The sequence below is a fragment of the Streptomyces sp. HUAS TT11 genome (assembly GCF_051553595.1).
Classification (GTDB): domain Bacteria; phylum Actinomycetota; class Actinomycetes; order Streptomycetales; family Streptomycetaceae; genus Streptomyces.
This window is the reverse complement of sequence record NZ_CP196184.1, coordinates 8085617-8110452: the sequence shown is the minus strand read 5'-3', so window position 1 is coordinate 8110452 and position 24836 is coordinate 8085617. Positions and strand designations below refer to the sequence as shown.

Below are 24836 nucleotides of genomic sequence, written 5' to 3'. Positions count from 1 at the left end.
CCGTGGCGCGGCGGGCCGTGCCGCAACGACCGCCCTGTGGCAGCGTACGACATCATGGCAGCGACTGCCAAAGGTGATGCTGCTGCCAGACTGGCAGTGCTGGGCTAACCTGGGGGCATGAAGCAGGTAGCGAAGAGGGCAACGGGCGGGTCGACCACGCTGTGGGACCGAACACGGCAGATGGCCTCCCAGGAGATCCTCGAGACGGCTCTGCGCCTGTTCACCGAGCAGGGCTACGACGAGACGACCATCGCCCAGATCGCCCAGGAGGCCGGCGTCTCCCAGCGCACCCTCTTCCGCTACTTCGGCACCAAGGAGGACCTTCTCGGCGGCGACCAGGGCCGGTTCGGGCAAGTCCTGACGGACACGATCAGCGAACAGCCCCCGGAAGCCGACGTCTGGGAGACCCTGCGCGCAGGGATCGCTGCCGTACTGGCCTTGCACGACAGCCGCGAACAGGCCCTGGAACGGTTCCGTCTTCTGCACAACACCGCCTCGCTGCGTGCCGGTTGGCTCGAAAAGCGATTGCGGTTCCAGGAGGACCTGCTGCCGTTCATCGAAGCCCGCATGGGCACTGGTTCCGGCAGTACGGATCCGAGGACCCGCGCGGTGATCGCGACGGCGTTCGCGTGCCTCGATGCCGCATCGATGACATGGGTCGGCAACGGCGGCAAGGGCGACATCATGGACCTGTACGACGAGTGCCTGGCTGCAGTGCGCAGCTGAACCGCAGCGACCAGTCGGCCCGCAAGCTGTGGACCGAGGGCGCCGAATCCATCAGCCCGACGCGCATTACCGGCAACGCTGAGACGTCAGCACCAACCCCGTGATCATTTCCGGTCACAGCACTGGCTGGACCAGCAGCAAGCCGGCGCACCCGTCGCTTCCGGTCACCTGACGAGTTGTCCACGCCCCAGGAAGAGCAGATCGGCGACGTTGTCGACCAGACCGGCCGGACGCCCGCCGAGACGGTTCGCGGCCGGGAGACCGGGCAGTAGACGAATGCTGAATTGCAAAATTTCGCAATTGGTTAGATGCTGTCCTGGCTGTGCTCGCAGGTAGCCGCGGGCACAGCCCTTTGTGTGTGCCCCGGATGGGGCCTGTAGGGGAAGCCGAGAGGTCATGTCCGTTCCGCTGTACCAGGCCAAGGCCGAGTTCTTCCGGATGCTGGGACATCCCGTGCGGATTCGGGTGCTGGAGCTGCTCCAGGACGGGCCCATGCCGGTGCGGGCACTGCTGAACGCGATCGAGGTCGAGCCCTCGGGCCTGTCGCAGCAACTGGCGGTGTTGCGCCGCTCGGGGATCGTCACGTCGGTGCGGGAGGGTTCGACGGTGGTCTACGAGCTGGCGGGCGGCGATGTGGCGGACCTGATGCGGGCCGCGCGACGGATCCTGACCGAGATGCTGGCCGGGCGGGGCGAACTGCTGGCCGAGCTGCGCGAATCCGAGGTCGCCGCGCGATGAGCACCGTGTTCAGCCGTGTATGGGCCCGGATGGTGGCGTTGCTGCCGGGCCGCACCGACCTCATGGAGCTGCGGCGTGATCCACGTCGGGACCTGCTGGCCGGTCTCACCGTGGCGATCGTCGCGCTGCCGCTCGCGCTCGGCTTCGGCGTCTCCTCGGGGCTGGGCGCCGAGGCGGGCCTGGCGACCGCCGTGGTCGCGGGCGCGCTCGCCGCTGTGTTCGGTGGTTCCAATCTGCAGGTGTCGGGCCCGACCGGTGCCATGACGGTCGTCCTCGTCCCTATCGTGGGCGAGTACGGGCCGACGGGCGTCCTCACGGTCGGCCTGATGGCGGGCGTTCTGCTCGTCGCGCTCGCCGTGCTCAGGGCCGGCCGTTACATGCGATACATCCCGGCCCCCGTCGTGGAGGGCTTCACCCTCGGTATCGCCTGCGTGATCGGTCTGCAGCAGGTCCCGAACGCACTGGGCGTGCCCAAGCCCGAGGGCGACCGGGTGCTGGTGGTGACCTGGCGGGCGGTCGAGGAGTTCGCCACATCCCCGAACTGGACGGCGCTCGGCTTCGCGGTCGCGGTCGCGGCGGTCATGCTGGTCGGGGCCCGATGGCGGCCGACTGTTCCCTTCTCCATTCTTGCCGTGATCGCGGCCACGGTCGTGGCGCAGTCGGCCCGTCTGGACGCGGCGAAGCCGATCGGCGACCTGCCCTCCGGGCTGCCCCTGCCGTCGCTGTCCTTCCTCGACCTCGGCTCCCTCGGCACCTTGCTCGCCCCCGCGGTGGCGGTCGCCGCCCTGGCCGCCCTGGAGTCTCTGCTCTCCGCATCGGTTGCCGACGGCATGACGGTCGGGCAGCAGCACGACCCGGACCGGGAGCTGTTCGGACAGGGTCTGGCGAACATCGCCGCCCCGCTGTTCGGCGGGGTCCCGGCGACCGGCGCGATCGCCCGCACCGCGGTGAACGTCCGCACCGGTGCCGGCTCTCGGCTCGCTGCTCTCACCCACGCCGCCGTCCTCGCGGTGATCGTCTTTGCGGCGGCGCCCTTGGTCTCGAAGATCCCGCTCGCCGCACTGGCCGGCGTCCTGTTGGCCACCGCGATCCGGATGGTCGAGGTCGGCTCGCTGAAGGCCATGGCGAAGGCCACCCGCTCGGATGCTCTGATCCTTGTCCTGACCGCCCTGGCGACACTGGCCCTGGATCTCGTCTATGCCGTGATCATCGGCCTGGTCGTCGCGGGCGGCCTCGCCCTGCGCGCCGTGGCCAAGCAGGCCCGCTTCGACCAGGTGCCGCTGGACCGGGGCAACCACAGCGTGGAGGAGCACGCGTTGCTGGCCGAGCACATCGTCGCGTATCGCATCGACGGGCCGCTGTTCTTCGCCGCCGCCCACCGCTTCCTGCTGGAGCTGACCGAGGTCGCCGATGTCCGCGTCGTCATCCTGCGCATGTCCCGCGTGTCGACGATGGACGCCACCGGTGCCCTGGTCCTCAAGGACGCAGTTCAGAAACTGCACCGTCGCGGCATCCTCGTTCTGGCCTCCGGCATACGAGCGGGTCAGCGCCGAGTCCTCGACTCCGTCGGCGCCCTGGAGTTGCTGAGACACGAGAGCCAGGAGTACGCCACGACCCCCGAGGCGATCCGGGCCGCGCGCCACCACCTGGAGACGGCCGGAGTCCTGCCCGCCCTACCCGTCCACCAGCAGTCCCGAATTTCCAGCGAGGAAGGCCTGCGATGAGCACTCCCCCCTTCATCCTGCGCATGGTCGAGGTCTTCGGCACTGAGGCCCTGTGGCTGCTGGAGGGCCGCAGCGCGGGGCGGCTGATGTGCGTACAGCGGCATCCGGCCGCAGTGCGCCCGGCGAGGCATGTGTGGGGGTACGGCCGTCTGATCGTGCGTACGCCGACCCCGGCCGCGACGGCCACCCACCATGGGGAGGAAATCCGCACCGTGGCCGCGACCGGCTGCACGGTCACCGTCGCCGGACCGGCCGAGGTGATCACAGAACCCGCTGATGCCGTCCACTGCCGGCGTACCCCGTCGGGTTGGAGGCACGGCCGGCACGACACCCTGCCGCCCCAGCATCCCAAGACCGTCACCGGTATCCGTCCCACCCGCGCGGAGGCGTGAAACGTGTCCACGCAGCTGGAAGCCCTGCCCTACCGGCATGTACTCACCCTGCCCACCGAGCCGTCGGCCGTGCGGATGGCCCGCGAGACGGCCCAGCAGGCACTGGTCGAGTGGGGAATCGGACTACGCCACCCCACCGTGGACCCGGCCCTGCTGATCCTCAGCGAGCTCGTCACCAACAGCGTCAGGCACGCCGCGCCGTTGTCCCCGCAGGTCACGGTGATCTACGCGGCGAGCCCGGACTGCCTGGCCATCGCCGTCCACGACCGCCATCCCTACCAGCCCCTGCTGTACGGAGCGGTCACCGGCGCGGCGGGCGGCGGCCTGGCCACCGTCATGGAGCTCGTCCTCGCCCTGGGCGGCACCGCGGTGGTGCGTGCGGATGCCGACGCCCGGGGCAAGAGCATCTGGATCACCCTTCCCCTCTGACCGATCGGCACGCCTGAGACCGACCACCGTCACAAAGAAGCCACCCTCATGCCCATCGACGGGCGCTGCACCGTCGGGGACACCTCGGCACTCTGTCCGTCGCCGCATGCCTCGGCCAGAGTGCACCTCTCGACGGCGACGCTCACCCCCGTGGTGAAGGGCAGCAGTCGGCAACGACCGGACAGGCCGCCGTTTTGACGAACCGGTCCGCCCCACTCACCCTTCACTCACCATGAATTCCGGCCGCGGACCGGGCACTTCAGCCACCCGTCACCGCACTCCTCCCCCACGCGAAGCAGTGGTCAGCCCCGGTAGGCGTCGCGGATGACCCGGGTGGACCGGCCGTCGACGGACAGCTTCAGCGTGCGGGGCTCACCGCAGCGAGGACACTGGCCGTCCGCGCCGACAGCGGCAGGACGGCACTTGAGACGGCAAGTCGGGCACTTGGGCCAGGTGACGTCGGCGCCGCACAGCGGAATGATCCGCACGCAAACCTTCTCACATGACCCTTAATTGCTAATATTGGCAATTATCAAGGTCATCACGGCTGGATTTGGCGGCCCTCTTCCCAGGTGCGGATTCGGCCTGACCGGTTGCCGCAGGCGAGGATGGGCCGCATGTTCTTGACGAGTGGGTGGATGCGATGCGCCGAGGCCCGGCTGATAGTGCCGTGCGGCTTCCCGGGTGAGGGGATGGCACGGTGAGCACACCGCTGTACAAACTGAAGGCCGAGTTCTTCAAAACCCTCGGCCACCCGGCCCGCATCCGGGTCCTGGAGCTGCTGAGCGAGCGCGAGCATGCGGTCGCCGAGATGCTCCCCGAGGTGGGCATCGAGGCCGCACACCTCTCGCAGCAGCTGGCCGTGCTGCGGCGCGCGAACCTGGTCAAGACCCGCAAAGAGGGCTCGACCGTGTACTACTCGCTGACCAGCCCGCACGTTGCCGAGTTGCTGCGGGTGGCCCGCACCATCCTGTCCGGGGTGCTGGCCGGTCAGGCCGAACTCCTCGCCGACCTGCAGGCCGCACAGAGCGAAGGCAAGCCGCCGTCGTAGCGATGATCCTCGATCGGCGACCGTCCTCCCGGAGCGAGACAGTGCTCTGCGGCAACGGGAGACGGCCGCCTCCACACCGGAGCCGAAGCGCCGCGGAGCGCATGCGGCAGCGCGTCGGAACTGCGAAACAACTTCAGTCCCCCTTGTCGGCCACTGGTCGGCCAGTCCTCACCACGTCGGGGAGGCTCATAGACCTGTTACACAAGATCCGCACCACCGGCCGAGTCCGCTCCGCCACGTCCTGGGGGCGAAACGCCACCACAGACAAGGAAATTCGGCGGATCACGCAAGCGCACTGAGCGTATTTCTCACGCATGCCGTCCGCGATGAAACATCGAATTGAGAATCCAATTCCCCAGGCGCGTCTTTGTTTCCTTGCTGCAGTGCACGTCAGTGCCGTAGACCGGCATCCCCGAAATTGTCTTCGGGCATTGATTCAGGTCATTGCAGAGCTGATGGTAGAGATCCAGGTAATGGACTCCAGGATACTTCTTACTGAATTCCAGAAAGATACCGGACAGCAGGACCGCAACCGAGCCCTTGACATGCGGAAAGGTAGACCCGAAGACGTAGACCGGAGTCCTTCTCTTGGAGAGGATCCGGATGGCCCGGTCGAGATTCGTCACAAATCTCCTCCGCGCCTCGTCGTCGCGGATCGTCACCTGCTTCCCACCAGGATCGATCTGTTGCTCGGCCACATCCCACTGGACACTGAGCAGAACCGCGTCCGGTCGCACCTTGCCCATCAGGGCAGGCCACTCCACCTCCCAGTTCGGACAATGCTTGTTCGGCAGCGGATTGATCGGCTTACGGATCCCGCAGGCGAGCGCCGAGGCATCTTTGACCTGCCCCTTCCCCCTCAAAACCGCAGCAATCCCGGTAGCCGCATCCCGCGCCCAGGAATCTCCGACCACCAGCACCTTCTTGCCTTCCGCACCCGGTAGGAGGGCAGGGGCACCCCACGGAGGCAGTCCGGTGTTACGCACGGATGGAGACGCTTCAGGGAACAGGCAGGGTGCGGCATAGCAGGGGATGTCCGAACGCTCGTGGGCAACCCCCGGAACCCCACTCGACCAACCCGAAATTCCGCCCGCCAGACACAGGGAAACACCCTTCAGTACGTGACTTACAGGCATTCTTGCCAGTCCCTCCACTGGAAGACAGCAGGCAGTTCGTCATGAGGTTCCGAGAACTCAAATAACGACCCCAGAAGGTACCCGGCGGCGACTGGACCACAGACCGACACGACTCGGTTCTACGGCATTTCACTTGATCGGCTCAAGCCGTCCGTGAGACTGCCCCCGGGCCATGCGCCGACGAGCGCGACAGAGATCGTCCGTCTCGGTCGCCCGGCTCATCTCCTCTGTCCTCTGCTCGATCATGGAGGACACCAACAATTGAGATCGACGTCCCCGCGGCACCGAATGTGCTGCTGCCCTCATGACATCTTGCGCTGACGCCTGATGGGCTCGCCCACTCGGTGCAGGTGGGTGAGTGCCTCGCGGTAGGACTGGATCAGCCTGGTCTCGTGGTACGGCACGCCGATTTCCGCGCAGTACGCGCGTACGACGACCTGGGCCCGCCGCAGATGAGGAGTGGGCATGCTGGGGAACAGGTGGTGCTCGATCTGGTAGTTGAGCCCGCCGAGCATCACGTCGGTGAGCCGGCCACCCCGCACGTTGCGGGAGGTGAGTACCTGGCGGCGCAGGAAGTCGGGGCGGTCATCGCCGGTGATGGTGGGCATGCCCTTGTGGTTCGGGGCGAACGTGCAGCCGAGATACACACCGAACAGGCACTGGTGCACGGCGAGGAACGCCACGGCCTTGCCCGGAGAGAGCACCAGGAACAGGGCGGACAAGTAGGCCGCCATGTGCAGGAAAAGCAGTGTGCCCTCCAGCAGACGGTTCTTCATCGACGGCGAGCGCAGCGCCCGCACACTCGACACGTGCAGGTTGAAGCCCTCCAACGTCAGCAGCGGGAAGAACAAGAACGCCTGATGGCCTCCGATGAATCGGGCCAGACCATTGCTGTTGCGGGCCTGCTCGGTCGACCACACCAGGATGTCCGGGGCGACATCGGGGTCGAGTTCCTCGTGGTTGGGGTTGGCGTGGTGGCGGGTGTGCTTGTTCATCCACCAGCCGTAACTCATACCGATGCCGAGGTTGCCGAAGAGCCGGCCCCAGATCCCGCTCGCGCGGCGCTTCCGGAACACCTGCCGATGGGCCAAATCGTGGGCCACCAAAGCGACCTGACCGAACATCAACGCCAGGAAGGCGGCGACCGCCAGCTGCCACCATGTGTCGCCCAGCGCGACGAAGGCGGCCCAGCCCCCCGCCAGCAGCCCGATCACCAGACCGAGCCGCACCGTGTAGTAGCCGGGGCGCCTCCGCAGTAGACCCGCCTCGGTGATGCGCTGCGACAGCCGGGCGAAGTCGCTGCCGGCGTCGGGGCGGGGTCTGCGGGGCCGCACGGCGGCCGGGCCTGTCGTGACCGTGGCTTCGGAGGAAATCGTCATGGAGGCGAGTCTGGCTAGGGCCCTCCCACCGCCACCAGCCTGTCAGCCGTAGGCCTCGTGGGGGCCGAGCCCCCCACCATCTCAGGGGGTTGTCCCCACCTCTGTGCCGCCTGAGCAGGGCATTCGCCGGTTCGTCGTGGGCAGTGCGGTCGACTCCGAGACTTCAGTCAGCCGCCATGAGGCGAGCCTCGCAGATCGGGGCCCACATCGGGCTGATGCGGGCGGGTCCGCAGACCGCCCGATTCGCGGTCGGCGCAAGGGCCCCGATCTCTTGCCCCCGGCAGCCCCAGCCGAAAGTCCCTCCGCCGACCTCAGTTGCCCGCCGCCCGTTGCCCGGCAGCCACATGACTGCAAGGTGTGGGCACTGTCCGGAGCGAAGGACGCCGTCGGTCGCACCACCGTGATCGCTGACGGCGGCTACCGGGGCACCGGCCTGGTCAGACCGTGCCGCCGCGAGCGTAGAGAGAGCGGGCCAGACGCTTGCCGCGTGCCGCTCGGTCGATACCCCGTGGCATACTCCCCCTTGATCTTGGGGGTACACGCCCCCACACATGGGGGGTTCGGCTGTGCACAGGACGAAGTGGGCCGCCGTGGCCGTAGCGGTCATTGCGCTCGGAGCCGCGGGCTGTAGCACCGGCGACGCGGGCACGGGGACGTCCGCGTCGCCGCCGTCGCCTCGACCCAAGGGTAATGGACCGCTCACGAAAGAGGTCGTACGGACGGACCTCGACAGCGCTGCGGCGGACGCGGGCGCTCCGGCGACCGTACCGGAATACGCCGGTGTGAACGAGGACGCTGAGGCGGGCTCACTGCGATCGTGCGGCATCGGCTTCAAGGGCGTCGGTACCGAGACCGCGACGGTCGACGTCGCTCGCTACGATGCGGTGGTGCGCGAGCTGCGCGAGCGGGACTGGCAGCCGGCCCAGGAGCCGGAGAAGCGCAAGGACAAATCCGGGGCGATCTATGACGCCCACGAGCTCCTCGAACAGCGCGGCTGGACCATGGTCGCGGAGTACATGGACCAAGGGGACGGCGTGATCACCCTCCTGGCCTACGACGACGCGTGCATGAAGAAGATCGACGCCAACGCGGATCCAGTCGGCTGACCAGCCACGCCTCGCACCGAGAGGCGAACTCCTGATCAGTTGCGCATCGAGAGGTGCCTCGTGCCCGCTGCGCGCCCGTTCGGAGGGGACGCAGCGGGGACCGACGGCGACCGGCGGGGCCAACCCCGCTTCGGACCAGGTCAGGGAATCGCCAGGTCAGTCGCGATCCGCATACGCGGTCCTGCACACTCGCTACGCGGGTTCGATGTCCCACGCCCACTCCGAACTGGTCGAGAAGGCCCAGCATGTGGCGGAGCCGGCCCCGGTGTCACGTGGAGGTTCCTGACGTTGACGACACAGACCTCACGCGTTGCAGGGTGCGTAGAGGCTGCGTCGCCCATGAGGACCAAACGTCCGATGCAGTTGATCGGTCTCACCGGGTAGCGCGTCGGCGGTTCCGTCGTGCTGTTGTGAGCCGCGTCAGGCCGCGGAGCCGGGAAGGCCGATGGAACGGCTTTCCTCTACGACTCGGTAGCCAGCGCTCGTGTAGAGGTTCATTGCCACCTCATTGCCGCCCCACACGGTGAACATCAGCGCCGAGTCACCGGCTGCGAGCGTTGCCTGTTCGCCCGCCACCATCGCGGCCCGCCCGTATCCTTTGCCCCGGTGCTGCTCCTGGATGTTCAGCGAGTAGCCGTAGGTGACGCCCGGGAGGTACCTGTGCTTCAGCCAGCCGGTGCCGATCTGCTCACCCGCCGCCTCGAGCACCAGGAACGTGTTGTCGGGCGTCTCCAGGCCCTCGGGGATCAGCTTCGCGAAGTCGCGGTCGGACTTGCGTACGGCTTCCTCGGGGCTCAGGGCTCCCGCCCGGACGATGTCGCCGACGTAGGCGACCTTCTCGGACGCGAGCCACTCGGGGTATTCGGCGGCTGTCATCGGCCGTGCGGTGACGTCATCGAGTGGTTTCGGCGGGGAGCTGACGCTCCGTGCCCTGAGCTGGCCGCGGACTTGATACCCGTCGAACAGCTGGCTGACGGGCTCGGTGAGGCGTACGTTCAGCCGGCGTGCGCCGCGCTCCGTGCACCATCCCTCGGCCCACTCTCGGGCGTCCTGCTCGTGCCCCCGTCCGGCGTGGAGCGCGTCGACGCGGAGATCGCCGATACGGCCCACGAGCGCGCCGTTGTCGTCGGCCACGACCACGGCGACGTATCCCACTCGGGTCCCGGCGTCCGTGATCTCGGCGATGGTCCAGTCGCCGATACCGGCGCGTATATCCTCGAGCATCTGCTCCACCGCCGCCGCACCGAGCCCGGCCGCCGTGTACGAGGCGCGTAGCCGCCGCTCGAAGTCCTTCTGCCACTCCGTGTTGTCACCAAGGACGCTGAATTCTGTCACCTGATCACACTAGCCACGTGTCATGGACCTGAGCCGGTGATTTCGGTGTCGATACGCTTCCGCGACTCGCACAGGGGTCCATGGTCCGTGCCACTCTCATGCCGGAGCGGGCGGGTTCCCTGGGGGCAGCGGCACGAGGGCCCCGGGCCGATCACGGGCGAGGGCCTTGGACTCACTTCGCAGGCCCTCGGTTGACGGTCGGTATCAGGCAAGCTGCGACCATTTGCGGCCGGTTCACCCGCCGACCTGGGTGAACGGCTTCGGGGCGGCCGCCTCGCGCCGGACAGCTTTCACGGTGGTTCCCCCGCTGTTCCCCGCTCGATCCGGTCCGTTTGTGGCGCGGCAGCAGTGCGATGCGCAGCAGGCTGCTCATCACTTCCACCAGTTGTTCGTGAGCTGTTGGCGACGCAGTCCATGGCGGGCGGCCAGCGCCACGAAATCGACGCCGTGCTCGGTGAGCGACTGATCGAAGCGTCCCGGAACGAGCCCGCTTGTGCACTCCAAGTCCTGTACAGAGAGGACCTGGTGATGTCTCATCCCGAAACGCAGCGGTCCAACGCTTACGAACGGCATGAAGCCCTACTGCCAACGCTCGGCGTCGTCCAGTACCACGCCTGCAAGTCGCATGGCCCGCCTGCTCATGCCTTGCTGATCCGCTCGAAGCTGGATGCCATCGGTCCACAGCCGTGTGACGTGCCGAGAGACCAGGCGCTTAGAAGATGTGGGCACGCTCCCTGCAGCTCAGGGCGACAGGGTTGCGCCACCGCCGTAGCGGGCCATTGCCAGTTGCTGTCGTTCGCCCTCGTTGCCGTCAGCGCTGCCGTCACCCCGAGACTCCGCGACTGACGTCGCATGCAGGCGGCACGACCGGTCGACAAGTCGGGCTCACTTGACGGTGTCCGGACGGGCGGCGGACAGACTGAGGCATCCGCTATGGGGCCTGTAGGCCTGTGGCTAACGCACCTTGTAGAGCAGGTATGTGGAGTGCAAGCATGCAGCCCGTGACAATCTCCTCTAGATCATCGTTTGGCAGTACGCCTCCGCTCTTCCGCTGGGTGGCCGCTATCCGTAGGGCCCCGGTCAGCTCGGCGAAGGACGTGGCCGACTTCCATCAGGGCATTGAACTCCGGGTACGTGCACTGTTCGTCAGGCCGGACAGCAAGGTCAAAACGCCGTGGGGTGAGTTGCGCCTGTCGAACTCCGCGGACGCCATATGGGAAGCCAGGGCCGGCAAGGATGCGCTGACGATCTCGCTTGCCACCACCACTATCGCCCCAGCGGACAAGCACCTCTTCATGGGCACTGCGGGATTCGATCTCACGCTCGCCAACGGGAACGTGCAGCGCATGAGGGTTTACACCGGAGACGCCAGTCTGGTCAAAGCCGTGTTCGGCAAGACTGGCGAATAAGACCGACCTGCAAACCTGGTGGCAAACCCGACGCTGCCGCCACTGGCGGTTCGAAGTTCCCCGCTGTTCCCCGCTCATGCCTGCACGACCGGACATGCCGCGCGCACGTGTGCCCTCAGGACCCCGGGCTGTCGGCGCCCGTTGTGGATCATAGACGGCAATACGTTTTGCCCCGGACCATGGTCGGTCCGGGGCCGTTGCGCTGGTGCCGCCGGCAGGATTCGAACCTGTGACACCCGCTTTAGGAGTTCATTCCTGCGGCCCAAGGGCCGGGCATGCGGCTCGCTAGCGTCCTGCGCAGTGTCCGGAATCGACTTCCCTGGTACGGCAGGGTGCATCGGTGTTGCCGTCAAAGACTGCAGTCAGACCAGAGGCCATGTCTTCCTTGCCCTGGGTCTTGTCGAGGATCTTGGAGAGTTGGGTTTTGGCTGGTCGGCGCGCTGACTGTGCGCGTCCGACGGGTTGTCATTGGTCGTCGTTGGTCACGAGCGGCCTCGGACGGCCCGGAGACGGCCCAGGATTGGGCAAGGCTGCGCCTGCTACGCGGAAGCACACCACGAGGCGGCCAAGCGATTCCCTTCCTCCGTCGGGCAGACCACGTCAGGAAACCTCGTTGCCGACGAGATGCTGATGGGCTTCGATCACGAGCATGACCGAAGATGCCGCAGTCAGCGTTGCCGACGACCACATCCTCAGCAACCAGATCATGCGTGGCCTCATCGCACTCCGCGGTCACTTCGGCTGCTCGCTCCACAAGGCTCTGGACGTCTTTGCCGCGCGGTACGAGGTGTTGAGGGCGGAGCGTCCAGGAGACTTCGTATGCAGCCACGAGGACTACTGGGTCGGCTTTTACTCATGAGGGTGCGCCGGCCAGTCAGGCTCAGGCGCCCCGAGCACTCAGCTTGGGAAGCTCAGGTTGTCTACGAGCTGCTGCTGAGCTGACCTGCGGTGGAGCGGTGACGGGGCCAATCTGGCCGGCGACCTGGTTCCCCGCCATTCCCCGTGTTCCCCCCCACAATCTGGCACGGGGGTGGCACGGGAGCTTCTGATCCGTAGCTCTGTAGAGATCGGTCATTGGAGGTCATACAGGCTGCCGGGAAGCCCATGGGGGTCAGCGTGGGGCGCTGCCGGCTGCTGGGGTTGCTGTACGTCTCTGCTGTACAGCCGAGGTCCGATAGGGCTACTCAGGACGCCGATAGCGCACGCCACGCTCGTACGGCCACCCAGCGAGCCGCCTCTTGTGTCTCTCACCTGCGGCGGTGGTCCGCCGGTGGGTCGTGAGCGTATCGGTCAGAAGGGAGGTTCGAGATCGCCGCGGCCATCGCTGTGTGGTCCCCAGACCCAGGGCTCCTCCGGAAGAGGCTCCGGGCCGGGCGGATTGTGGCCCCAGGCTTCGAGGGTCCTCCACGCGACGCGGCGGTTGGGGTCGTAGCCGCTGGTGTCCAGGACGCGGCGCGCGTGCACGGCGAGGTGATCGCGGTGCTCGGCGAGCGCGGGGTGTTCGACGAGGATGAGCGCGGTGACGACGGCGGCTTCGCGCACGTTCTCGTGGCTGTCCTGGAGGAAGGGCGCGACGGCCTGGTAGAGCATCGGGCGCAGGTCCCGGAAGACCGCCACGATGGTGCCGGGGGCGAGGAAGCCAGGGAAGCGCTGCTCGATGAAGCCGACCATCTCGTCGGAGGCGTCTTGAAGGGTGGAAGCCAGCCAACCCAACAGCGTCGCGCGGATGGGGATGTCGCGATAGGGCCGGAGGGTCATGGCCGCGGGGTGGGTGAGGATGCCTGCGACATACATGACGGCGGGGGCGGTGGCTTCGTAGATGGTGTTCTGGTGGTTGACCAGCTCGCCCAGCTCCGACAAAGCGGTGACCTGGACCTTGGGATCGGGCTCCAACAACCGTGCCAGAACCCCGGGAAGGTCCTCACCGCTCCCGAAAGCCGTCTCGAGCGAATCCCAATCAGTCTCCGCCAGGACTGCCTGGTAGGGCGGCAAGTCAGGCTCGTGGGGCACCCCGGCGTTGGAACGGCTGTGGTTCACAGGTCAAACCTAGACCGGACTTCTGACAGGATTCCCTTCCGGGCGACATATCCTCCTCAGCCCACCACTTTCCCCAGCTCCCATCCCGTCCGCCGTCGACCCACACACCGTGGAGCGGGCGTGGTTCAGGGCGGCAAGGTGGAGCGCGCCACTGTACGAACGACTGTGAGGATTCACCGCGGCGCTGCTCGGCAGGCCTGACCCACCGAACGATTGACGCTTCGAGCTGTCCTCTCCAGGAATCGTCGGCCGGCTGGGCGGCGCTTTGCACGCGGCCGGTCGGGCGCCTGTGACCTCATAGGAGCTCGGCCAAAGGTCCCACCACAGTCTTGTCCAGCCGCCCGACCGGCCCGTGCGATCCCTCGCGTATCGCACGGAAGGACAGCAAGACACAGCATGGCAGACCAGATCGTGGTGGTCGGCGGCGTGGACACCCACACCGACTTCCATCAGGCCGCGGTGATCGACTCCATCGGCCGGCACCTTGCCACCGCACCGTTCCCCACGACTCCCGACGGCTACAGGCGCCTGTTGGAGTGGATGCGCTCGCACGGTGATGTGCTCGCGGTCGGGGTGGAAGGGACCGGCGCCTACGGCTCCGAACTCGCCCGCTTCCTCTTGGCGAACGAGGTCATGGTCGTCGACGTTGACCGTCCCGACCGGAAGGCCCGGCGGGCCAACGGCAAGTCCGATCCCGTCGATGCCTACGCGGCCGCGACCGCCGTCCTGTCCGGCCGCGCGAACGGCCGGCCGAAAACCCGCGACGGCATCGTGGAGGCCATCCGATCCCTGCGGGTCGTCCGGCGTTCGGCCATCAAGGCCCGCACCCAGACAATCAACCAGATCCGTACGCTCATCGTCTCGGCCCCTGCCGAGGTACGTGAACGCCTACGTGGCCTGCCCACTCACCAGCTGATCTCGCAGCTCTCGCGCTCCCGCCCCGGTACCGATCTCGCCGACCCGAACTGCGCGGTCAAAACCGCGCTGCGGCGACTGGCTCGCCGCCACCAAAACCTCACTGCGGAGATAGCCGAGGCTGACGCGGAACTCGAACCCCTGGTCGCGCAGGCGGCGCCGGGGCTATTGGAACTGATCGGTGTCGGCACCGAGACGGCCGCCCAGCTCCTGATCACCGCCGGCGACAACCCCGACCGTCTGAAATCCGAAGCCGCCTTCGCTCACCTCTGCGGGGTAGCCCCAATCTCCGCAAGTTCCGGCCGGACCAACCGCCACCGCCTCAACCGCGGCGGCGACCGCCAGGCCAACCATGCCCTCTATACGATCGCCCTCGTGCGCATGCGCTACGACGTTCGCACACGGCTCTACGTCGCACGCCGCACAGCCGAAGGCATGTCAAAGAAGGACATCTTCCGCTGCCTCAAACGCTTCATCGCGCGCGAGGTCTACAAGCACCTGACCAGCACGAACATCCCACAGGTACAACTCCTACAGACTGCTTGACGACCTATAGGAGCTTCCTGGACGCCAGGGGCCGCGTCTGCTCGGCTCTGCCTGGGTCGATGGCGGACGGGATGGGAGCACCCCGCGCACGCCCCGACGGACTCGCAGTCGGCGACGGCGCCCCCTCCATCCCGCGACGGGCGTTAACAGGGCCATGGATGCCTCGCTACCAATCTCGGACGGACTCCACTCCCGAGATGAGGCTGTCGCGGGCGCCTTCGAGACCGGGACCGTAAAGTGCTTCAGCCTCGTTCACGATGTGGTCAAGGGCGGCGAAGAGTTCTTCGCGCTCTACGGTCTCGATGAAGACCGATCGGCGGTCAAGCCGGTTGAAAGCCTCTCCGTAAGCACGCCCAATCTCCTCCGCTCGTGTCAATTGGATGTCTGCGGGCTCTGCGGCGAACACTTGAAGGATCGCATTCCGCGTCGTCTTGTACTGGGCGACGGCCCTCTTGTAGGTGGTGGCGCTGATCTGTTCGCGGCCGTCCCATTCGCGCAGCGGGTTGCTCCGGTTCTCCTCGACCCACTCGGGCTTGCGGGCCCGGAGGATGGACACGTAGGTGCCTGCTGGGATTTCGGGTCGCCAGATGCTACGCATGGCAGAGGCGTATTCGGCAGGGATGCTGTAGAGGTCCACTGATTCCAGCTTCGCCACGCACTGCGGTTGAAGACGGTCCTCTCTGGTCATGCCGAACAAGTCGATGATGCGGATCCCCTGGAGAGAGACCAGCCGGTTCAGCTCACCCGCGGCGGAGAGAAGGCCAAGGCGTCCGTGCAGATGTAGCCAGGCCACCCTGGGGAAACGCTGGACGAGCTGAGCGCAGTCGAGGGAGTCGATGTCCCTGATCGTCAGCTGCGTGACCTCTGATCTAGGTGCTGTCGATTGACTGAGGAATTCATTGACCGCCTCGCCGGTGTACGCCGCCTTCCAGGCCACCACCGGGTCCCCCCGGACGCCACTATTCCACCGGCGCTGCCGGGCGAGCTGGTCCCCCAGATTCCATCCGGAGGCCCAGCAATTCGCCGGTTCGTCATGGAACAGAGGCATCGCTCCGACGACCTTGTGGCTGCGGGGCAGGACCCATGTGTGGTTGCAGAAGGACATCGCACCGTTCCATGAGTGGTGGGTGAGCCTAAGCGGGGCGACGTCGCCGAGGTCGGCCACGCACGACGGCTCGGAGCCGGACCAGTCCAACTCGAGCACGGCTGCTGTGTGTGAATCGGCATCGAGTCGGACTATCTGCGCGACAGTCCACTCCCCGAGGCCCCGCGAATAAGCGGCCACCAAGTCGCCGACCCTGAGCGGCCTTGGCGGCACTGCCTGCTTCCGAACCGACATGCACTGATCCAAATAGTGGCTCACTGCGTCGGAATCTCCCACAACCGGGCCCAGCGGTCGTAGGTTCCGGAGCCGAGGAGATAAGTGTGCTGAACCACGATGCTGGACGCCACGAAGGAATGATCCGTCCTCAAACGGCCGGAAGACAGCTGCTGGCTTGGTGCACGCTGCCGGCGACAGGCCGTCGCTCGTCGCACAGGCAAGCGGTTGACCCCCAGTTTGGGAGTTCGGTCACCGTGCGGTGCAGGGTGCTGAAACGGCTTTGAACGGAACGTCGTTGGTCTGGCCGTAGCCGCTTCGCTGTAGCAGCGTTCGCCGCCGTTGATGTCAGGCGCGGCTGTCAGACGGACCTGGGGATGATGCTCACCGCGCGGTAGTCGTACCCGTCCTGCTTGAAGCCAGGCGCTTCCCAGATGAGATCAACCTGTTGCCCCGGTGACAGCGTGCGAAAGCCGGGCGCCTGAATGTCGGAGTAGTGGCCGAAGCAACCGCCGGGAGTCTGGGGTGAGTCGAGCACGCCCCGCCCTTCCTCGTCCCTCCACTCACGCACAGTCGCAGTAACGGTGGCGAGGACCTTACGGGTCCCTTTGCGGTGACGCATCTGCCCCATCCCCCATCTAGCCCACAAGATCATATGGAGCCCGGTTTACCAGGCTGACATTGTCCTCCGCGAGAGGCATCGTGACGGTGCACCCAGCGCGCCGAGTATGAGGCGAGCGGTACCGACGAGGAGAACCCATCCACGGCGATCATGGCTGCGCCGAACCTCCCGACGCCGGGACTGTCACCCCCTGGCGGCACCAGCGAGCCCAACGCCTTCCGTCTGAAGTCGAGATACGCAGGTAGTCGTCCGGTCCGACGCAGCATCCACACGACACTGATGAGCGCGATGCCAAAGAGCAGTGTGAGCAGGCTCGTTGGAGCTGGGAGACCGGGTCGCGCTCGCCCGGAACAGCGGTGATCACGCCCCCCAGGAGCTCCGCTGTCCGGCGGAAAGAAGCATGCCGTCTTGCCTGACCGCCGCCCCTGGACGGAAACCCCTATGGCCGGGACCCTCCGGCCTGCGCTTTCATCGCTGGCGGCTGGGGCTCTTCTGTCACTGTCGGTGGCCGCTGAGTACCCTCGGGCGACCTCACACGGCCCAGCGACGGCGCGGGAGTGATCAACGAGGCGGCCGAATCTTCACCCGGCGGCCGTGGTGAGCGTGATCAATCACGTCACCCTCCACGTAGGCACCCATGGCGGGCAGTTCCATCCCACGCAGCATGGCCGTGATCTCAGCCGGCGCCACGGCGTTCGGGACACCATCTACACGAGTGCAGACTCCCAAGCGTCGGCGGCCGATGACCTCTCCACCGACATGTGCCGCCACCGGCAGAGCGACGAAGATCGCCTCCAGCGTGAGAGCGTCCACCGTGTCACCCATCGAGTACCCTGCGTAGCTGACTGGAGCCGGACGAAGTCAACGGCAGACGCCGTATACGAATCGCGGCTGATCCAGCACTCGCGCGACTCAGCTGAGGCGGACCGCCGACGTCCGCTCGCCAGCGCGCGAGCTGTGACACCCCGCTCGTATCGTGGAAGGACAGACAGCGGCGGCGGCAAGGCAGGAAAGTCATGTCGGATCCGGAGGTCGACTACGCGGCGGTGTTCCAGGCACTCCCCGGGGCGGTGGCGTTGCTCACCCCAAAGATGATCTTCGTGGACGCCAATGCGGAGTTCCTGCGGATCCGTGGCCTCACCCACGAGCAACTGGTGGGTCGCTACCTGCCTGAGGACTACCCCGCGAACGACCGGCCTTACCTGCTCAGGATATTGGCGTCACTACGCCGGGTGGCGGATACGGGCGAGCGAGACACACTGACGCTGGAGCGCCACGACGTGCCGGACCCCGATCAGCCTGGCGTGTGGCACGAGCGGTATTGGACGCTGACCAACGTTCCCGTCTTCGGCTCGGATGGGCGGTTGACGCTGTTGCTGCGCCGGGTGGAGGACGTCACCGAACTCACCGAACTCATCCGCGCCCGTGAAGTCGCGCTGACCTTGCAAGAAGCCATGTTGCCCGCCCCCCGCCCGGTCGGCCGGCACCCGGCGGCCGTTCGCTACCGGCCCGCTGCCGAAGCGCTGAACGTGGCCGGCGACTGGTACGACCTGATCGACCTGCCCGGCGATCGCATCGCCGTCGCCGTCGGCGACGTTGTCGGCCATGGCCTGTCCGCGGCCGGCGTCATGGGACAACTGCGCAGCGCCCTCAGCGCCGCCTCCCTCGTCGCCCAAGGCCCCGCCTGCGCCCTGGAAACCGTCGGGCTGTACGCCCGCACCATCGAAGGCGCCGAGAACACCACCGTGGCCACGACCTTCATCGACTGGGACACCCACACCATCACCTACAGCAGCGCCGGCCACCCCCCACCCGCGCTCCTGCAGAGGGGCGGGACCGTCGAGTTCCTGGACCAGGCCACCGACCCCCCACTGGGTGCCCGTCCTCAACACGTCCCCCGGATCCAGGCCACCACGACCTTCCATGAGGGCGCCGTCCTCGCGCTCTACACCGACGGCCTGATCGAACGCCGCCGCGAAGACATCGACACCGGCCTCGCCCGGCTCGCCGACTCCCTGGCCCGCCACCAGGCAGACGACCCCGAAACCCTCGCCGACGCAGTACTCACCGACCTGCTCCCACCTGACGACGCCACCGACGACACCGCCCTGGTCATCGTGCGCCTGTGAATCCCGCGCCCACTTCCGCGTGTTCGGCCGGACCTCGCCGACAACAGTGAGCCAACCGCAGTTCTTCGTTCTGCGGACGAGCGGGAGACGGATTGGGGCACCCTCTCGGTGGACGTGCTGCTCAAGAGCTGCGCCAAGTGCATCGACGGCCAGGAGCAGGAGATGAACGACCGAATCCTCGAGGGTCTGGGAGAGGGGGACCCTGCCGGGACGTGAAGCGGCCCACGAGGCCCTCGCAGGTAAGCTCCGGGACGATTCGGGGCTTTCGTCATGTCGCAGCTGGTCTGCTCGGCTCCTTTGCAACAATCCGATAGTGAATCGGGGGGTGCGCAGCCTAGGTTGCGGCTGTGTATCCCCTTCACTTCCAGGCCTCGCAGACCCAGGGCCTGAATGTCTATCGCTACCTTCCCGGCAGGGAGGCAGCCGTGACCCAGCACTGGCCTGGCCTGTTCCAGGAGTGGCCTCCGGGACCAACTCCCTTCACCGAATACTCCGTGAACAACAACAACATGGAAGAGATGGCCGTCTACCTGGGCCTGGCGTGGCGCCTGACAGCAGGTTTGAGCCGATACGCGATCCCCACGTACTACCGGGACGATGCCGAGGAGGCTCTGGATCGCGAGCCCGTGCTCGTCGACTGGGAGTACGAGATCGAAGCAGAAGATCCCCACACGGTGCGAGACAACGGCTTCGTCCCAGGGCGCTCGACCGCAGACCGGCGCAAGCCCGATTCCTGGGAGAACACCAATCGGGCCGGGCTGTTCAAACTCTCGACCCCCAGAGATCTCGTCCGTCTGCTTCATGCGGTCCTGCTGGACGCAACCTCCGAGATCAACCTCTTCGGTATTGCCCCCGGCTCCGACCGCCGGACGGAGCTTGTCGCCTCGTTGTCCGGCTCCGAGCAGCCGAGCCTGCGCTCGGTCCTCAGGGAGGCGGATGTCTTCGTCGACCTGACGATCGGCTCCGACGTCGGCTACTTCGATGCGATCACGGACGCTTCTCCCGCCGATCTCCGGTTGCGGATTGACACCTTGGCGATCGACTTCGCACAACGGATCGAGGCCTACAAGAGCCGCCTCGACAACCTGCCCGACATGAGGGCATTCCTCCGTGCCGTCCGTGAGCTCGCCGGAATCACCCTGGACGTCGCGTGAGCGCTGGGCCGAACACAAGCGTCGGGCCTGTCCAAACGCAGTCCGACCTGTGAAAAGGAACCCAAGACCACTAGGCAACCCGCGCAGCCGAACCCCAGATCTTTGAACACCGCAGATGGCTCGGCTCCGATAACTGCACCGGCCGGCCCGGGAGATCGGCCGACGGCCCAGTCAGATGTTCTCCGACGACGTTCGGGGGCGTGGGCCCCGACTCACGTAGGCGGCGATTCCGGCGGCGGCGAGCACCGCTGCTACCACGGCCGCAGGTCGGCTGTCGGGTTCCTGTGTCTGCCAGGTGAGCGCCTCGCCCACGATGCCCGTGCCCGGGTACGCCGTTGCGCCGAGCGTCCATCCGAGAGGCAGGAACCACGCCCGAGCGGTGCCCATCGTGGCCGCCCCGAGGGCGGTCAGACCCAGCAGGCCGACCGTGTCGCGGACGACAGATCCGAACGGGCCGAACCGGGGGCCGGTGAGCAGCGTGCCCAGCATGAGCATGCATCCGAGGGCCGTGGCCAGGTGGGCCGTCCGCAGCCACCCCCACGGCCTCGCCGCCGTGCGGTCCAGGGTGTCGTCGGGGCCGCCGAGCGTGGCGGTGACAGCGGCCACGAGGAGCAGCACTGTCAGGACGAGCACGGTGCTGCCCGCCTCGCCCGTGTCACTGAAGATCGTCGTCAGCAGCGATGCCATGGCGGTGGCCGCGACCGCCACGCCGAGCGCCGTCGGCACCCGGCGCGAGCGGGCGTAGAGCGTCAGCCCTCTCATCGGCCGCTTCGGGTCAGGAGGCCTACGGTGTCCTGGCACTTCCGGGCGGCCTGGTAGACGCCGGTCACCCGGGTACCGGCCTCGGCCGGCGGCAGTGCCTTGAGCGTCTTGAAGAGCTTGACGGTCTCCGGTTCGTCGAATTCGAAGCCGTTGAGACCGGCGGTCGGCTTCCGGTCGAGCAGCCAGGAGGCCGCAGCGGTGGCGACCTCGATGTCCCGGGTGTTTCCGCAGCTGAGGGGGCCGGTGAACACCTCGGTGAGCATCCTCGGTTCAAAGCTGTCCGGGTCGGCGAGATGACCGTGCTTGTCGATCGTGATGTCCATCAGCGCGGTGTCGGCCCTCGGCCTCGGTGAGGTGGGAGGAGAGATCGTGGAGGTGTCCTCGTGTGCCTCGACGAGCCGTGTCGCCGACAGAAGTTCCAAAGCGTGCCGGGCCTTGGGGGCGACCTCGGGCAGCACACCTTCGTGCGCCCGGCTGACGCAGACCTGGGGAGCGTCCGCGGTGCACACCAGTTCCTGGGCGACCGGGTCGAGCGTCTGTCGGTCGTAGGCAGCTCCGGTCGGCGCGACCATGGCTGTGGCTGTTGCCCCGATTGCCAGCGGTATGAGCGCGGCGAACGCGGACCTACGGTTGCGGGCGGCGAAGAGGACGACACCGGCCATCGCGACCGTGACCGTCCAAAGCGCCTGGGCGACGCTGACTCCGTCGCCGACGGTGTCGTAGTCGCTGAACATGCTCATCCCCATGCTCGGGGAGAATGCCGCCATCAGCCCGTGGTCCGGCAGTGCGTGGGGCGCGAAGATCAGCAGCGCGTAGCCGATCACGGCCAGCGCCGGTGCGGTGGCGAGCGCCGGCACCAGGCGTCCGACGGCCAGCCCGAGCCAGACCGAGGCGATCATCGCGACGAGCCCGACGCCCACGACGGCTAACACGGTCGGCGGCAGGTAGCGCGCCGTGTCGGCGATCCGTGGTGCCGCCGCAAGCAGCGCGAGCAGGTACGCGACGAGGACCGCCAGCCCGGTCGTGATCAGGATCGGCATGATGCGCTGTGGTCCCGGGCGGGGGGCGCCGGCGAACAGCTCGGCGACGTTCGCCCGGTGCTCCCGATAGGACTGCCAGGCACCGGCGGCCATCGCGAGGGGTGACATCACGGCGAGGTATTCGCGCTGAGTCATGGCCAGCGCCATCCACCCGGCGGACCATCGCCCCGCGGTGGCGTAAAGCACGGTCGTGCCGGCGACGGCGATCAGTAGCGCTGCGCCAAGGGCGGCCGACCGCCGGAACTCGATGCCGAGGATACGGGTCATGGGTTGCTCCGGTGCCGACGCAGGAGTGCGGAATACCCGCGCTCCGCAGGGCTGTCGCCCGCGTCGCCCGGCCCGCCGCGGGCGATCAGGTCGTCGGGGGTGCTCTGAAAGAGGAGGCGGCCTTCGTTCACGAGGATGACGTCCGTGCAGGCGGCGACGACGTCCTCGACGAGGTGGGTGGAGACAAGCACACAGGTGTCGGCGCCGAGGTCACGCAGCAGGTCGCGGAAGTCGAGACGCTGTTCGGGGTCGAGTCCGACGGTGGGCTCGTCGAGCAGCAGCAACTCGGGGTCGTTCACGATCGCTTGGGCGATGCCGGCCCGCCGCAGCATGCCACCGGACAGGGCCTTCATCTTGGTGTCGGCCTTGTCGGTGAGAGCCACCCGATCGATCGCGCGTTGCACGGCATCCGGTATGGCGGCTTTGGGCACTTCCTTGAGCCAGGCCATGTACTCGACGAACTCGCGGACGGTGAACCGCGGGTAGAAGCCGAACTGCTGTGGCAGATAACCCAGTCCGCGACGCACCTCGCGCAGGTCGGCGCGGCCGTCGACCTGCGCGCCGAGCAGCGTCAACGAGCCGCCGGCGGGTTTGACGACGGTGGACAACGCGCGCATCAGCGTGGTCTTTCCGGCACCGTTCGGGCCGAGCAGACCGTGCACTCCGGCCTTCAGTGCCAGGTCGAGGCCGTCGACGGCCAGGTGGCGCCCGGCCCTGACCCGCAGGTTTCTCGCGTGGACGAGCCAGGGTTGAAGGATGGGGGCCGTTTCGGCAGCACTCACCGGTCGCATGAGATCTCTCCTGAAATGGGGGTCAGTTGCCACTGGCAAGGCGGCGGAAGCGAGTGGCGGCGAACGGGGTGGCCGCGGCAAGGGCCACGGTGGTCGCCACCCAGGCGGCGTTGCTGCCCGGCTGCAGCACCGGAGACAGGGATTCGGTCGCCACGCTCGGCAGCAGGACCCCCGCGGACCAGGCGACGCCGAGTGCGATCGCCGCGCGCCGCACACCGATGAAGGCGCCGAGCGCGAGGGTGGCAGCAGTGAACGCCAGGCACGGCAGCAGGACGAGGGCCAGTGAGGTGCCGGTGCTCACACCCGCCATCAGCAACGCCGGAAGCACGACGACAAGCACCGCGAGCGTGCGCCGCAACACCATGGCCAGGCCGGCTGCGGGCGTGGTGGCGATCAGTTCCCACACCGGATCGATCCGCTGACTCCAGGCCACCGCGACGCCGGGCAGCGGAGCCACCGGGGCCAGCAGCAGCACGAGCGACGGCAGGCTCGGCTCGGCGGAGTCGAGGAGCACGCCGCAGCCCAGCACCGCGACGGTCACCGCGAGCCAGGGCAGCAGCGTCCAGGCCAGCAGGCGTCTGTGCGCGGCTGCCGCACGTGTGCGTCGCCGGGCCGGAAGCGGGCTGGTGTGGATCACCTGGTCGAGCGAGACGGCGACTCGGTCGAGCAACTCCGCAGTGGCGGGGGTGATTTCTGCGGCCAGTTGCTCACGGCACTCCGCGCAGGCGTCGAGATGGACCTCGATCGACCAGAGCGCGGCGTCGTCGAGCCCGCGCCCGCCCTCGGCGTAGCGAGCCAGAACCACGGTGGTGGGATGAGTCATGAGAGCGCCTCCCGCAGCGCGATCCGGGCCCGTCGCGCGCGGGTCTTTACCGTGCCCTCCGGCATGCTGAGCAGCACCGCCGTCTGGCGGACCGACAGGTCGTCGAGCACCATCGCCTGCAGCACCTGCCGCAACTCCGGTGGCAGCCGCAGCAGTGCCTGCTCGAGGTCCTGGTCGACTCGGTTCGCCATCACCTCGTCCTCGGCGGCCGGCGCGGTCTCCTCGACCAGGGCAACGGTCGGCAGCCGCTCGTGCCGGGCGCGCCGGCGGAACGCGTCGACGAGACGGTTCGCGGCGATAGTCCAGAGCCAGCCGACCGCACTGCCCTCCGTCGCGGAGCCCGCGTAGCTGCCGGCCGCCCGCCAGACCGCCAGGTAGGTCTCCTGGAGCACGTCGGCGACGACGTCGTCGTCAGCGCAGCGGCGGCGGAGCCGCACCGCCAGCCAGGGTGATGTACGCCGATACAACTCGTCGAACGCCATCCGGTCACCGCCGGCGACACGACGCACGAGCTCTGCCTCGTCGAGGTCTGCCATGCCTTTCACGTTCAGGGAGACGAAACGACCTTCGATTCAGGTTCTCGGGCGGTACGGCGCTTACCGAGAGCCGGCGACCGCGGCCGACCCGCGGTCCGCCTCGGCGTTGCACCTGGCTGCCCGGTCGTACAGAGCTCAATGATGGTGACTGCTGCCCGCTCGCAATCGACGCGCCAACCACCCTGCCTGTCATCGCCGGGGTTGTGAGCCGCTGGTGCCACGTCCTGCTGCCGGTGGTTCTGACCGGTATCGGGCTTCTCATCGTGATCGAGGGCGGAGCCTTCGGCCTGTGGGAGAGGGCGGAGCGGAAGGGGCGGCCTCCCGGTGGGAGGCCGCCCCTCCTGCCGCGTGTGCGACCGTGGCGTGCTCACCGCACAGCGCCGTCGCCGTTCCCTTCGAGCCCGGGCCAGGACGCCTCGCCGGCCCCCGCTGTTCCGCAGGGTGCCGGCGGGCTCGCCCGCGGCCAGGCTG

The 24836-nt window shown here is 67.6% G+C and carries 25 protein-coding genes and 1 pseudogene; 13 read left to right on the top strand and 13 right to left on the bottom strand.

Annotated elements, in window-relative coordinates; translation table 11 throughout:
• Positions 1–117: 117 nt before the first annotated feature.
• From ACSHXN_RS36425 to ACSHXN_RS36400, 6 genes are all read left to right on the top strand, one after another.
• Positions 118–726: a TetR/AcrR family transcriptional regulator gene (locus tag ACSHXN_RS36425; RefSeq protein ID WP_355140015.1), complete on the top strand. Its 609-nt coding sequence runs from the start codon at positions 118–120 to the stop codon at positions 724–726.
• Between the two features lie 396 nt (positions 727–1122).
• On the top strand, positions 1123–1464 hold the full coding sequence (locus ACSHXN_RS36420) for an ArsR/SmtB family transcription factor (RefSeq protein ID WP_355140017.1): 342 nt from the start codon (positions 1123–1125) through the stop codon (positions 1462–1464).
• On the top strand, positions 1461–3188 hold the full coding sequence (locus tag ACSHXN_RS36415) for a SulP family inorganic anion transporter (RefSeq protein WP_438305232.1): 1728 nt from the start codon (positions 1461–1463) through the stop codon (positions 3186–3188). Before ACSHXN_RS36420 ends, ACSHXN_RS36415 begins: the two co-directional genes overlap by 4 nt.
• Positions 3185–3580, top strand: coding sequence for a pyridoxamine 5'-phosphate oxidase family protein (locus ACSHXN_RS36410; protein WP_438305230.1), 396 nt, complete (start codon positions 3185–3187; stop codon positions 3578–3580). The genes ACSHXN_RS36415 and ACSHXN_RS36410 overlap by 4 nt, the downstream gene beginning before the upstream one ends.
• 3 nt (positions 3581–3583) lie before the next feature.
• Complete coding sequence (locus ACSHXN_RS36405; RefSeq protein WP_355140023.1) at positions 3584–4009, top strand: ATP-binding protein; 426 nt, start codon at positions 3584–3586, stop codon at positions 4007–4009.
• Positions 4010–4709: 700 nt separating this feature from the next.
• Positions 4710–5060: an ArsR/SmtB family transcription factor gene (locus ACSHXN_RS36400; protein WP_355140027.1), complete on the top strand. Its 351-nt coding sequence runs from the start codon at positions 4710–4712 to the stop codon at positions 5058–5060.
• A 308-nt stretch (positions 5061–5368) separates the two neighbouring features.
• On the opposite strand, the gene ACSHXN_RS36395 is transcribed toward ACSHXN_RS36400, so the two are convergent.
• Entirely contained in the window at positions 5369–6046 is a 678-nt protein-coding gene (locus ACSHXN_RS36395; RefSeq protein WP_438305226.1) for an SGNH hydrolase domain-containing protein, read from the bottom strand.
• A gap of 452 nt (positions 6047–6498) precedes the next feature.
• Complete coding sequence (locus tag ACSHXN_RS36390; protein ID WP_356295631.1) at positions 6499–7575, bottom strand: fatty acid desaturase family protein; 1077 nt, start codon at positions 7573–7575, stop codon at positions 6499–6501.
• A 358-nt stretch (positions 7576–7933) separates the two neighbouring features.
• Here ACSHXN_RS36390 and ACSHXN_RS36385 point away from each other — a divergent pair.
• Together ACSHXN_RS36385 and ACSHXN_RS36380 are read left to right on the top strand one after the other, a co-directional pair.
• Positions 7934–8044, top strand: a pseudogene (locus ACSHXN_RS36385) (IS5/IS1182 family transposase); the annotation flags it as partial.
• 313 nt (positions 8045–8357) lie between these two features.
• On the top strand, positions 8358–8681 hold the full coding sequence (locus tag ACSHXN_RS36380) for a hypothetical protein (RefSeq protein WP_355140033.1): 324 nt from the start codon (positions 8358–8360) through the stop codon (positions 8679–8681).
• 420 nt (positions 8682–9101) lie between these two features.
• On the opposite strand, the gene ACSHXN_RS36375 is transcribed toward ACSHXN_RS36380, so the two are convergent.
• The gene (locus ACSHXN_RS36375) at positions 9102–10016 is read right to left on the bottom strand and encodes a GNAT family N-acetyltransferase (protein ID WP_356295628.1); all 915 of its coding nucleotides are present in this window, start codon (positions 10014–10016) and stop codon (positions 9102–9104) included.
• Positions 10017–10388: 372 nt separating this feature from the next.
• Complete coding sequence (locus ACSHXN_RS36370) at positions 10389–10553, bottom strand: hypothetical protein (protein ID WP_438305223.1); 165 nt, start codon at positions 10551–10553, stop codon at positions 10389–10391.
• Positions 10554–11113: 560 nt separating this feature from the next.
• Between ACSHXN_RS36370 and ACSHXN_RS36365 the strand changes: the two genes are divergently transcribed.
• Both ACSHXN_RS36365 and ACSHXN_RS36360 read left to right on the top strand, forming a co-directional pair.
• Positions 11114–11425 (top strand): hypothetical protein, encoded by a 312-nt coding sequence (locus ACSHXN_RS36365; protein ID WP_355140039.1) that lies wholly within the window; start codon positions 11114–11116, stop codon positions 11423–11425.
• 649 nt (positions 11426–12074) lie between these two features.
• Positions 12075–12284 carry a hypothetical protein gene (locus ACSHXN_RS36360; protein ID WP_355140041.1) on the top strand — a complete coding sequence of 70 codons (210 nt, stop codon included), beginning with the start codon at positions 12075–12077 and terminating at the stop codon, positions 12282–12284.
• 431 nt (positions 12285–12715) lie between these two features.
• Here ACSHXN_RS36360 and ACSHXN_RS36355 read toward each other — a convergent pair whose 3' ends face one another.
• A complete protein-coding gene (locus ACSHXN_RS36355) occupies positions 12716–13462 on the bottom strand; it encodes a hypothetical protein (protein ID WP_438305220.1) in 747 nt (248 codons plus the stop codon).
• Between the two features lie 396 nt (positions 13463–13858).
• Here ACSHXN_RS36355 and ACSHXN_RS36350 point away from each other — a divergent pair, with 396 nt between their 5' ends.
• Entirely contained in the window at positions 13859–14923 is a 1065-nt protein-coding gene (locus ACSHXN_RS36350) for an IS110 family transposase (RefSeq protein ID WP_438302348.1), read from the top strand.
• A gap of 166 nt (positions 14924–15089) precedes the next feature.
• Here ACSHXN_RS36350 and ACSHXN_RS36345 read toward each other — a convergent pair whose 3' ends face one another.
• The 3 genes from ACSHXN_RS36345 to ACSHXN_RS36335 form a co-directional block, all read right to left on the bottom strand.
• The gene (locus ACSHXN_RS36345; protein WP_438305218.1) at positions 15090–16127 is read right to left on the bottom strand and encodes a hypothetical protein; all 1038 of its coding nucleotides are present in this window, start codon (positions 16125–16127) and stop codon (positions 15090–15092) included.
• 475 nt (positions 16128–16602) lie between these two features.
• Entirely contained in the window at positions 16603–16863 is a 261-nt protein-coding gene (locus ACSHXN_RS36340) for a cold-shock protein (protein ID WP_438305217.1), read from the bottom strand.
• Between the two features lie 561 nt (positions 16864–17424).
• Positions 17425–17688: a hypothetical protein gene (locus ACSHXN_RS36335; RefSeq protein WP_356108643.1), complete on the bottom strand. Its 264-nt coding sequence runs from the start codon at positions 17686–17688 to the stop codon at positions 17425–17427.
• Between the two features lie 191 nt (positions 17689–17879).
• Here ACSHXN_RS36335 and ACSHXN_RS36330 point away from each other — a divergent pair, with 191 nt between their 5' ends.
• Together ACSHXN_RS36330 and ACSHXN_RS36325 are read left to right on the top strand one after the other, a co-directional pair.
• Entirely contained in the window at positions 17880–18992 is a 1113-nt protein-coding gene (locus ACSHXN_RS36330; RefSeq protein ID WP_356108645.1) for a PP2C family protein-serine/threonine phosphatase, read from the top strand.
• A 494-nt stretch (positions 18993–19486) separates the two neighbouring features.
• Positions 19487–20146, top strand: coding sequence for a hypothetical protein (locus tag ACSHXN_RS36325; protein ID WP_438305213.1), 660 nt, complete (start codon positions 19487–19489; stop codon positions 20144–20146).
• A gap of 171 nt (positions 20147–20317) precedes the next feature.
• On the opposite strand, the gene ACSHXN_RS36320 is transcribed toward ACSHXN_RS36325, so the two are convergent.
• The 5 genes from ACSHXN_RS36320 to ACSHXN_RS36300 are packed head-to-tail and all read right to left on the bottom strand — an operon-like array spanning position 20318 to position 24365.
• Entirely contained in the window at positions 20318–20908 is a 591-nt protein-coding gene (locus ACSHXN_RS36320) for a hypothetical protein (protein WP_355140228.1), read from the bottom strand.
• The gene (locus tag ACSHXN_RS36315) at positions 20905–22215 is read right to left on the bottom strand and encodes a hypothetical protein (protein WP_438305211.1); all 1311 of its coding nucleotides are present in this window, start codon (positions 22213–22215) and stop codon (positions 20905–20907) included. The genes ACSHXN_RS36320 and ACSHXN_RS36315 overlap by 4 nt, the downstream gene beginning before the upstream one ends.
• Positions 22212–23006 carry an ABC transporter ATP-binding protein gene (locus ACSHXN_RS36310; protein WP_383358057.1) on the bottom strand — a complete coding sequence of 265 codons (795 nt, stop codon included), beginning with the start codon at positions 23004–23006 and terminating at the stop codon, positions 22212–22214. Before ACSHXN_RS36310 ends, ACSHXN_RS36315 begins: the two co-directional genes overlap by 4 nt.
• A 22-nt stretch (positions 23007–23028) precedes the next feature.
• A complete protein-coding gene (locus ACSHXN_RS36305) occupies positions 23029–23829 on the bottom strand; it encodes a hypothetical protein (protein ID WP_438305208.1) in 801 nt (266 codons plus the stop codon).
• Positions 23826–24365 carry an RNA polymerase sigma factor gene (locus ACSHXN_RS36300; protein WP_438305205.1) on the bottom strand — a complete coding sequence of 180 codons (540 nt, stop codon included), beginning with the start codon at positions 24363–24365 and terminating at the stop codon, positions 23826–23828. Before ACSHXN_RS36300 ends, ACSHXN_RS36305 begins: the two co-directional genes overlap by 4 nt.
• Positions 24366–24836: the final 471 nt, after the last annotated feature.

What these genes read in the sequence shown, in the direction of transcription:
- ACSHXN_RS36360 (WP_355140041.1), top strand. Translation starts at nt 12,075, where the DNA reads ATGACCGAAGATGCCGCAGTCAGCGTTGCCGACGACCACATCCTCAGC.
- ACSHXN_RS36315 (WP_438305211.1), bottom strand. Translation starts at nt 22,215, where the DNA reads ATGACCCGTATCCTCGGCATCGAGTTCCGGCGGTCGGCCGCCCTTGGC.
- ACSHXN_RS36420 (WP_355140017.1), top strand. Translation starts at nt 1,123, where the DNA reads ATGTCCGTTCCGCTGTACCAGGCCAAGGCCGAGTTCTTCCGGATGCTG.
- ACSHXN_RS36335 (WP_356108643.1), bottom strand. Translation starts at nt 17,688, where the DNA reads ATGGGTGACACGGTGGACGCTCTCACGCTGGAGGCGATCTTCGTCGCT.
- ACSHXN_RS36330 (WP_356108645.1), top strand. Translation starts at nt 17,880, where the DNA reads ATGTCGGATCCGGAGGTCGACTACGCGGCGGTGTTCCAGGCACTCCCC.
- ACSHXN_RS36350 (WP_438302348.1), top strand. Translation starts at nt 13,859, where the DNA reads ATGGCAGACCAGATCGTGGTGGTCGGCGGCGTGGACACCCACACCGAC.
- ACSHXN_RS36390 (WP_356295631.1), bottom strand. Translation starts at nt 7,575, where the DNA reads ATGACGATTTCCTCCGAAGCCACGGTCACGACAGGCCCGGCCGCCGTG.
- ACSHXN_RS36300 (WP_438305205.1), bottom strand. Translation starts at nt 24,365, where the DNA reads ATGGCAGACCTCGACGAGGCAGAGCTCGTGCGTCGTGTCGCCGGCGGT.
- ACSHXN_RS36320 (WP_355140228.1), bottom strand. Translation starts at nt 20,908, where the DNA reads ATGAGAGGGCTGACGCTCTACGCCCGCTCGCGCCGGGTGCCGACGGCG.
- ACSHXN_RS36425 (WP_355140015.1), top strand. Translation starts at nt 118, where the DNA reads ATGAAGCAGGTAGCGAAGAGGGCAACGGGCGGGTCGACCACGCTGTGG.
- ACSHXN_RS36305 (WP_438305208.1), bottom strand. Translation starts at nt 23,829, where the DNA reads ATGACTCATCCCACCACCGTGGTTCTGGCTCGCTACGCCGAGGGCGGG.
- ACSHXN_RS36340 (WP_438305217.1), bottom strand. Translation starts at nt 16,863, where the DNA reads ATGCGTCACCGCAAAGGGACCCGTAAGGTCCTCGCCACCGTTACTGCG.
- ACSHXN_RS36410 (WP_438305230.1), top strand. Translation starts at nt 3,185, where the DNA reads ATGAGCACTCCCCCCTTCATCCTGCGCATGGTCGAGGTCTTCGGCACT.
- ACSHXN_RS36415 (WP_438305232.1), top strand. Translation starts at nt 1,461, where the DNA reads ATGAGCACCGTGTTCAGCCGTGTATGGGCCCGGATGGTGGCGTTGCTG.
- ACSHXN_RS36370 (WP_438305223.1), bottom strand. Translation starts at nt 10,553, where the DNA reads ATGAGACATCACCAGGTCCTCTCTGTACAGGACTTGGAGTGCACAAGC.
- ACSHXN_RS36310 (WP_383358057.1), bottom strand. Translation starts at nt 23,006, where the DNA reads ATGCGACCGGTGAGTGCTGCCGAAACGGCCCCCATCCTTCAACCCTGG.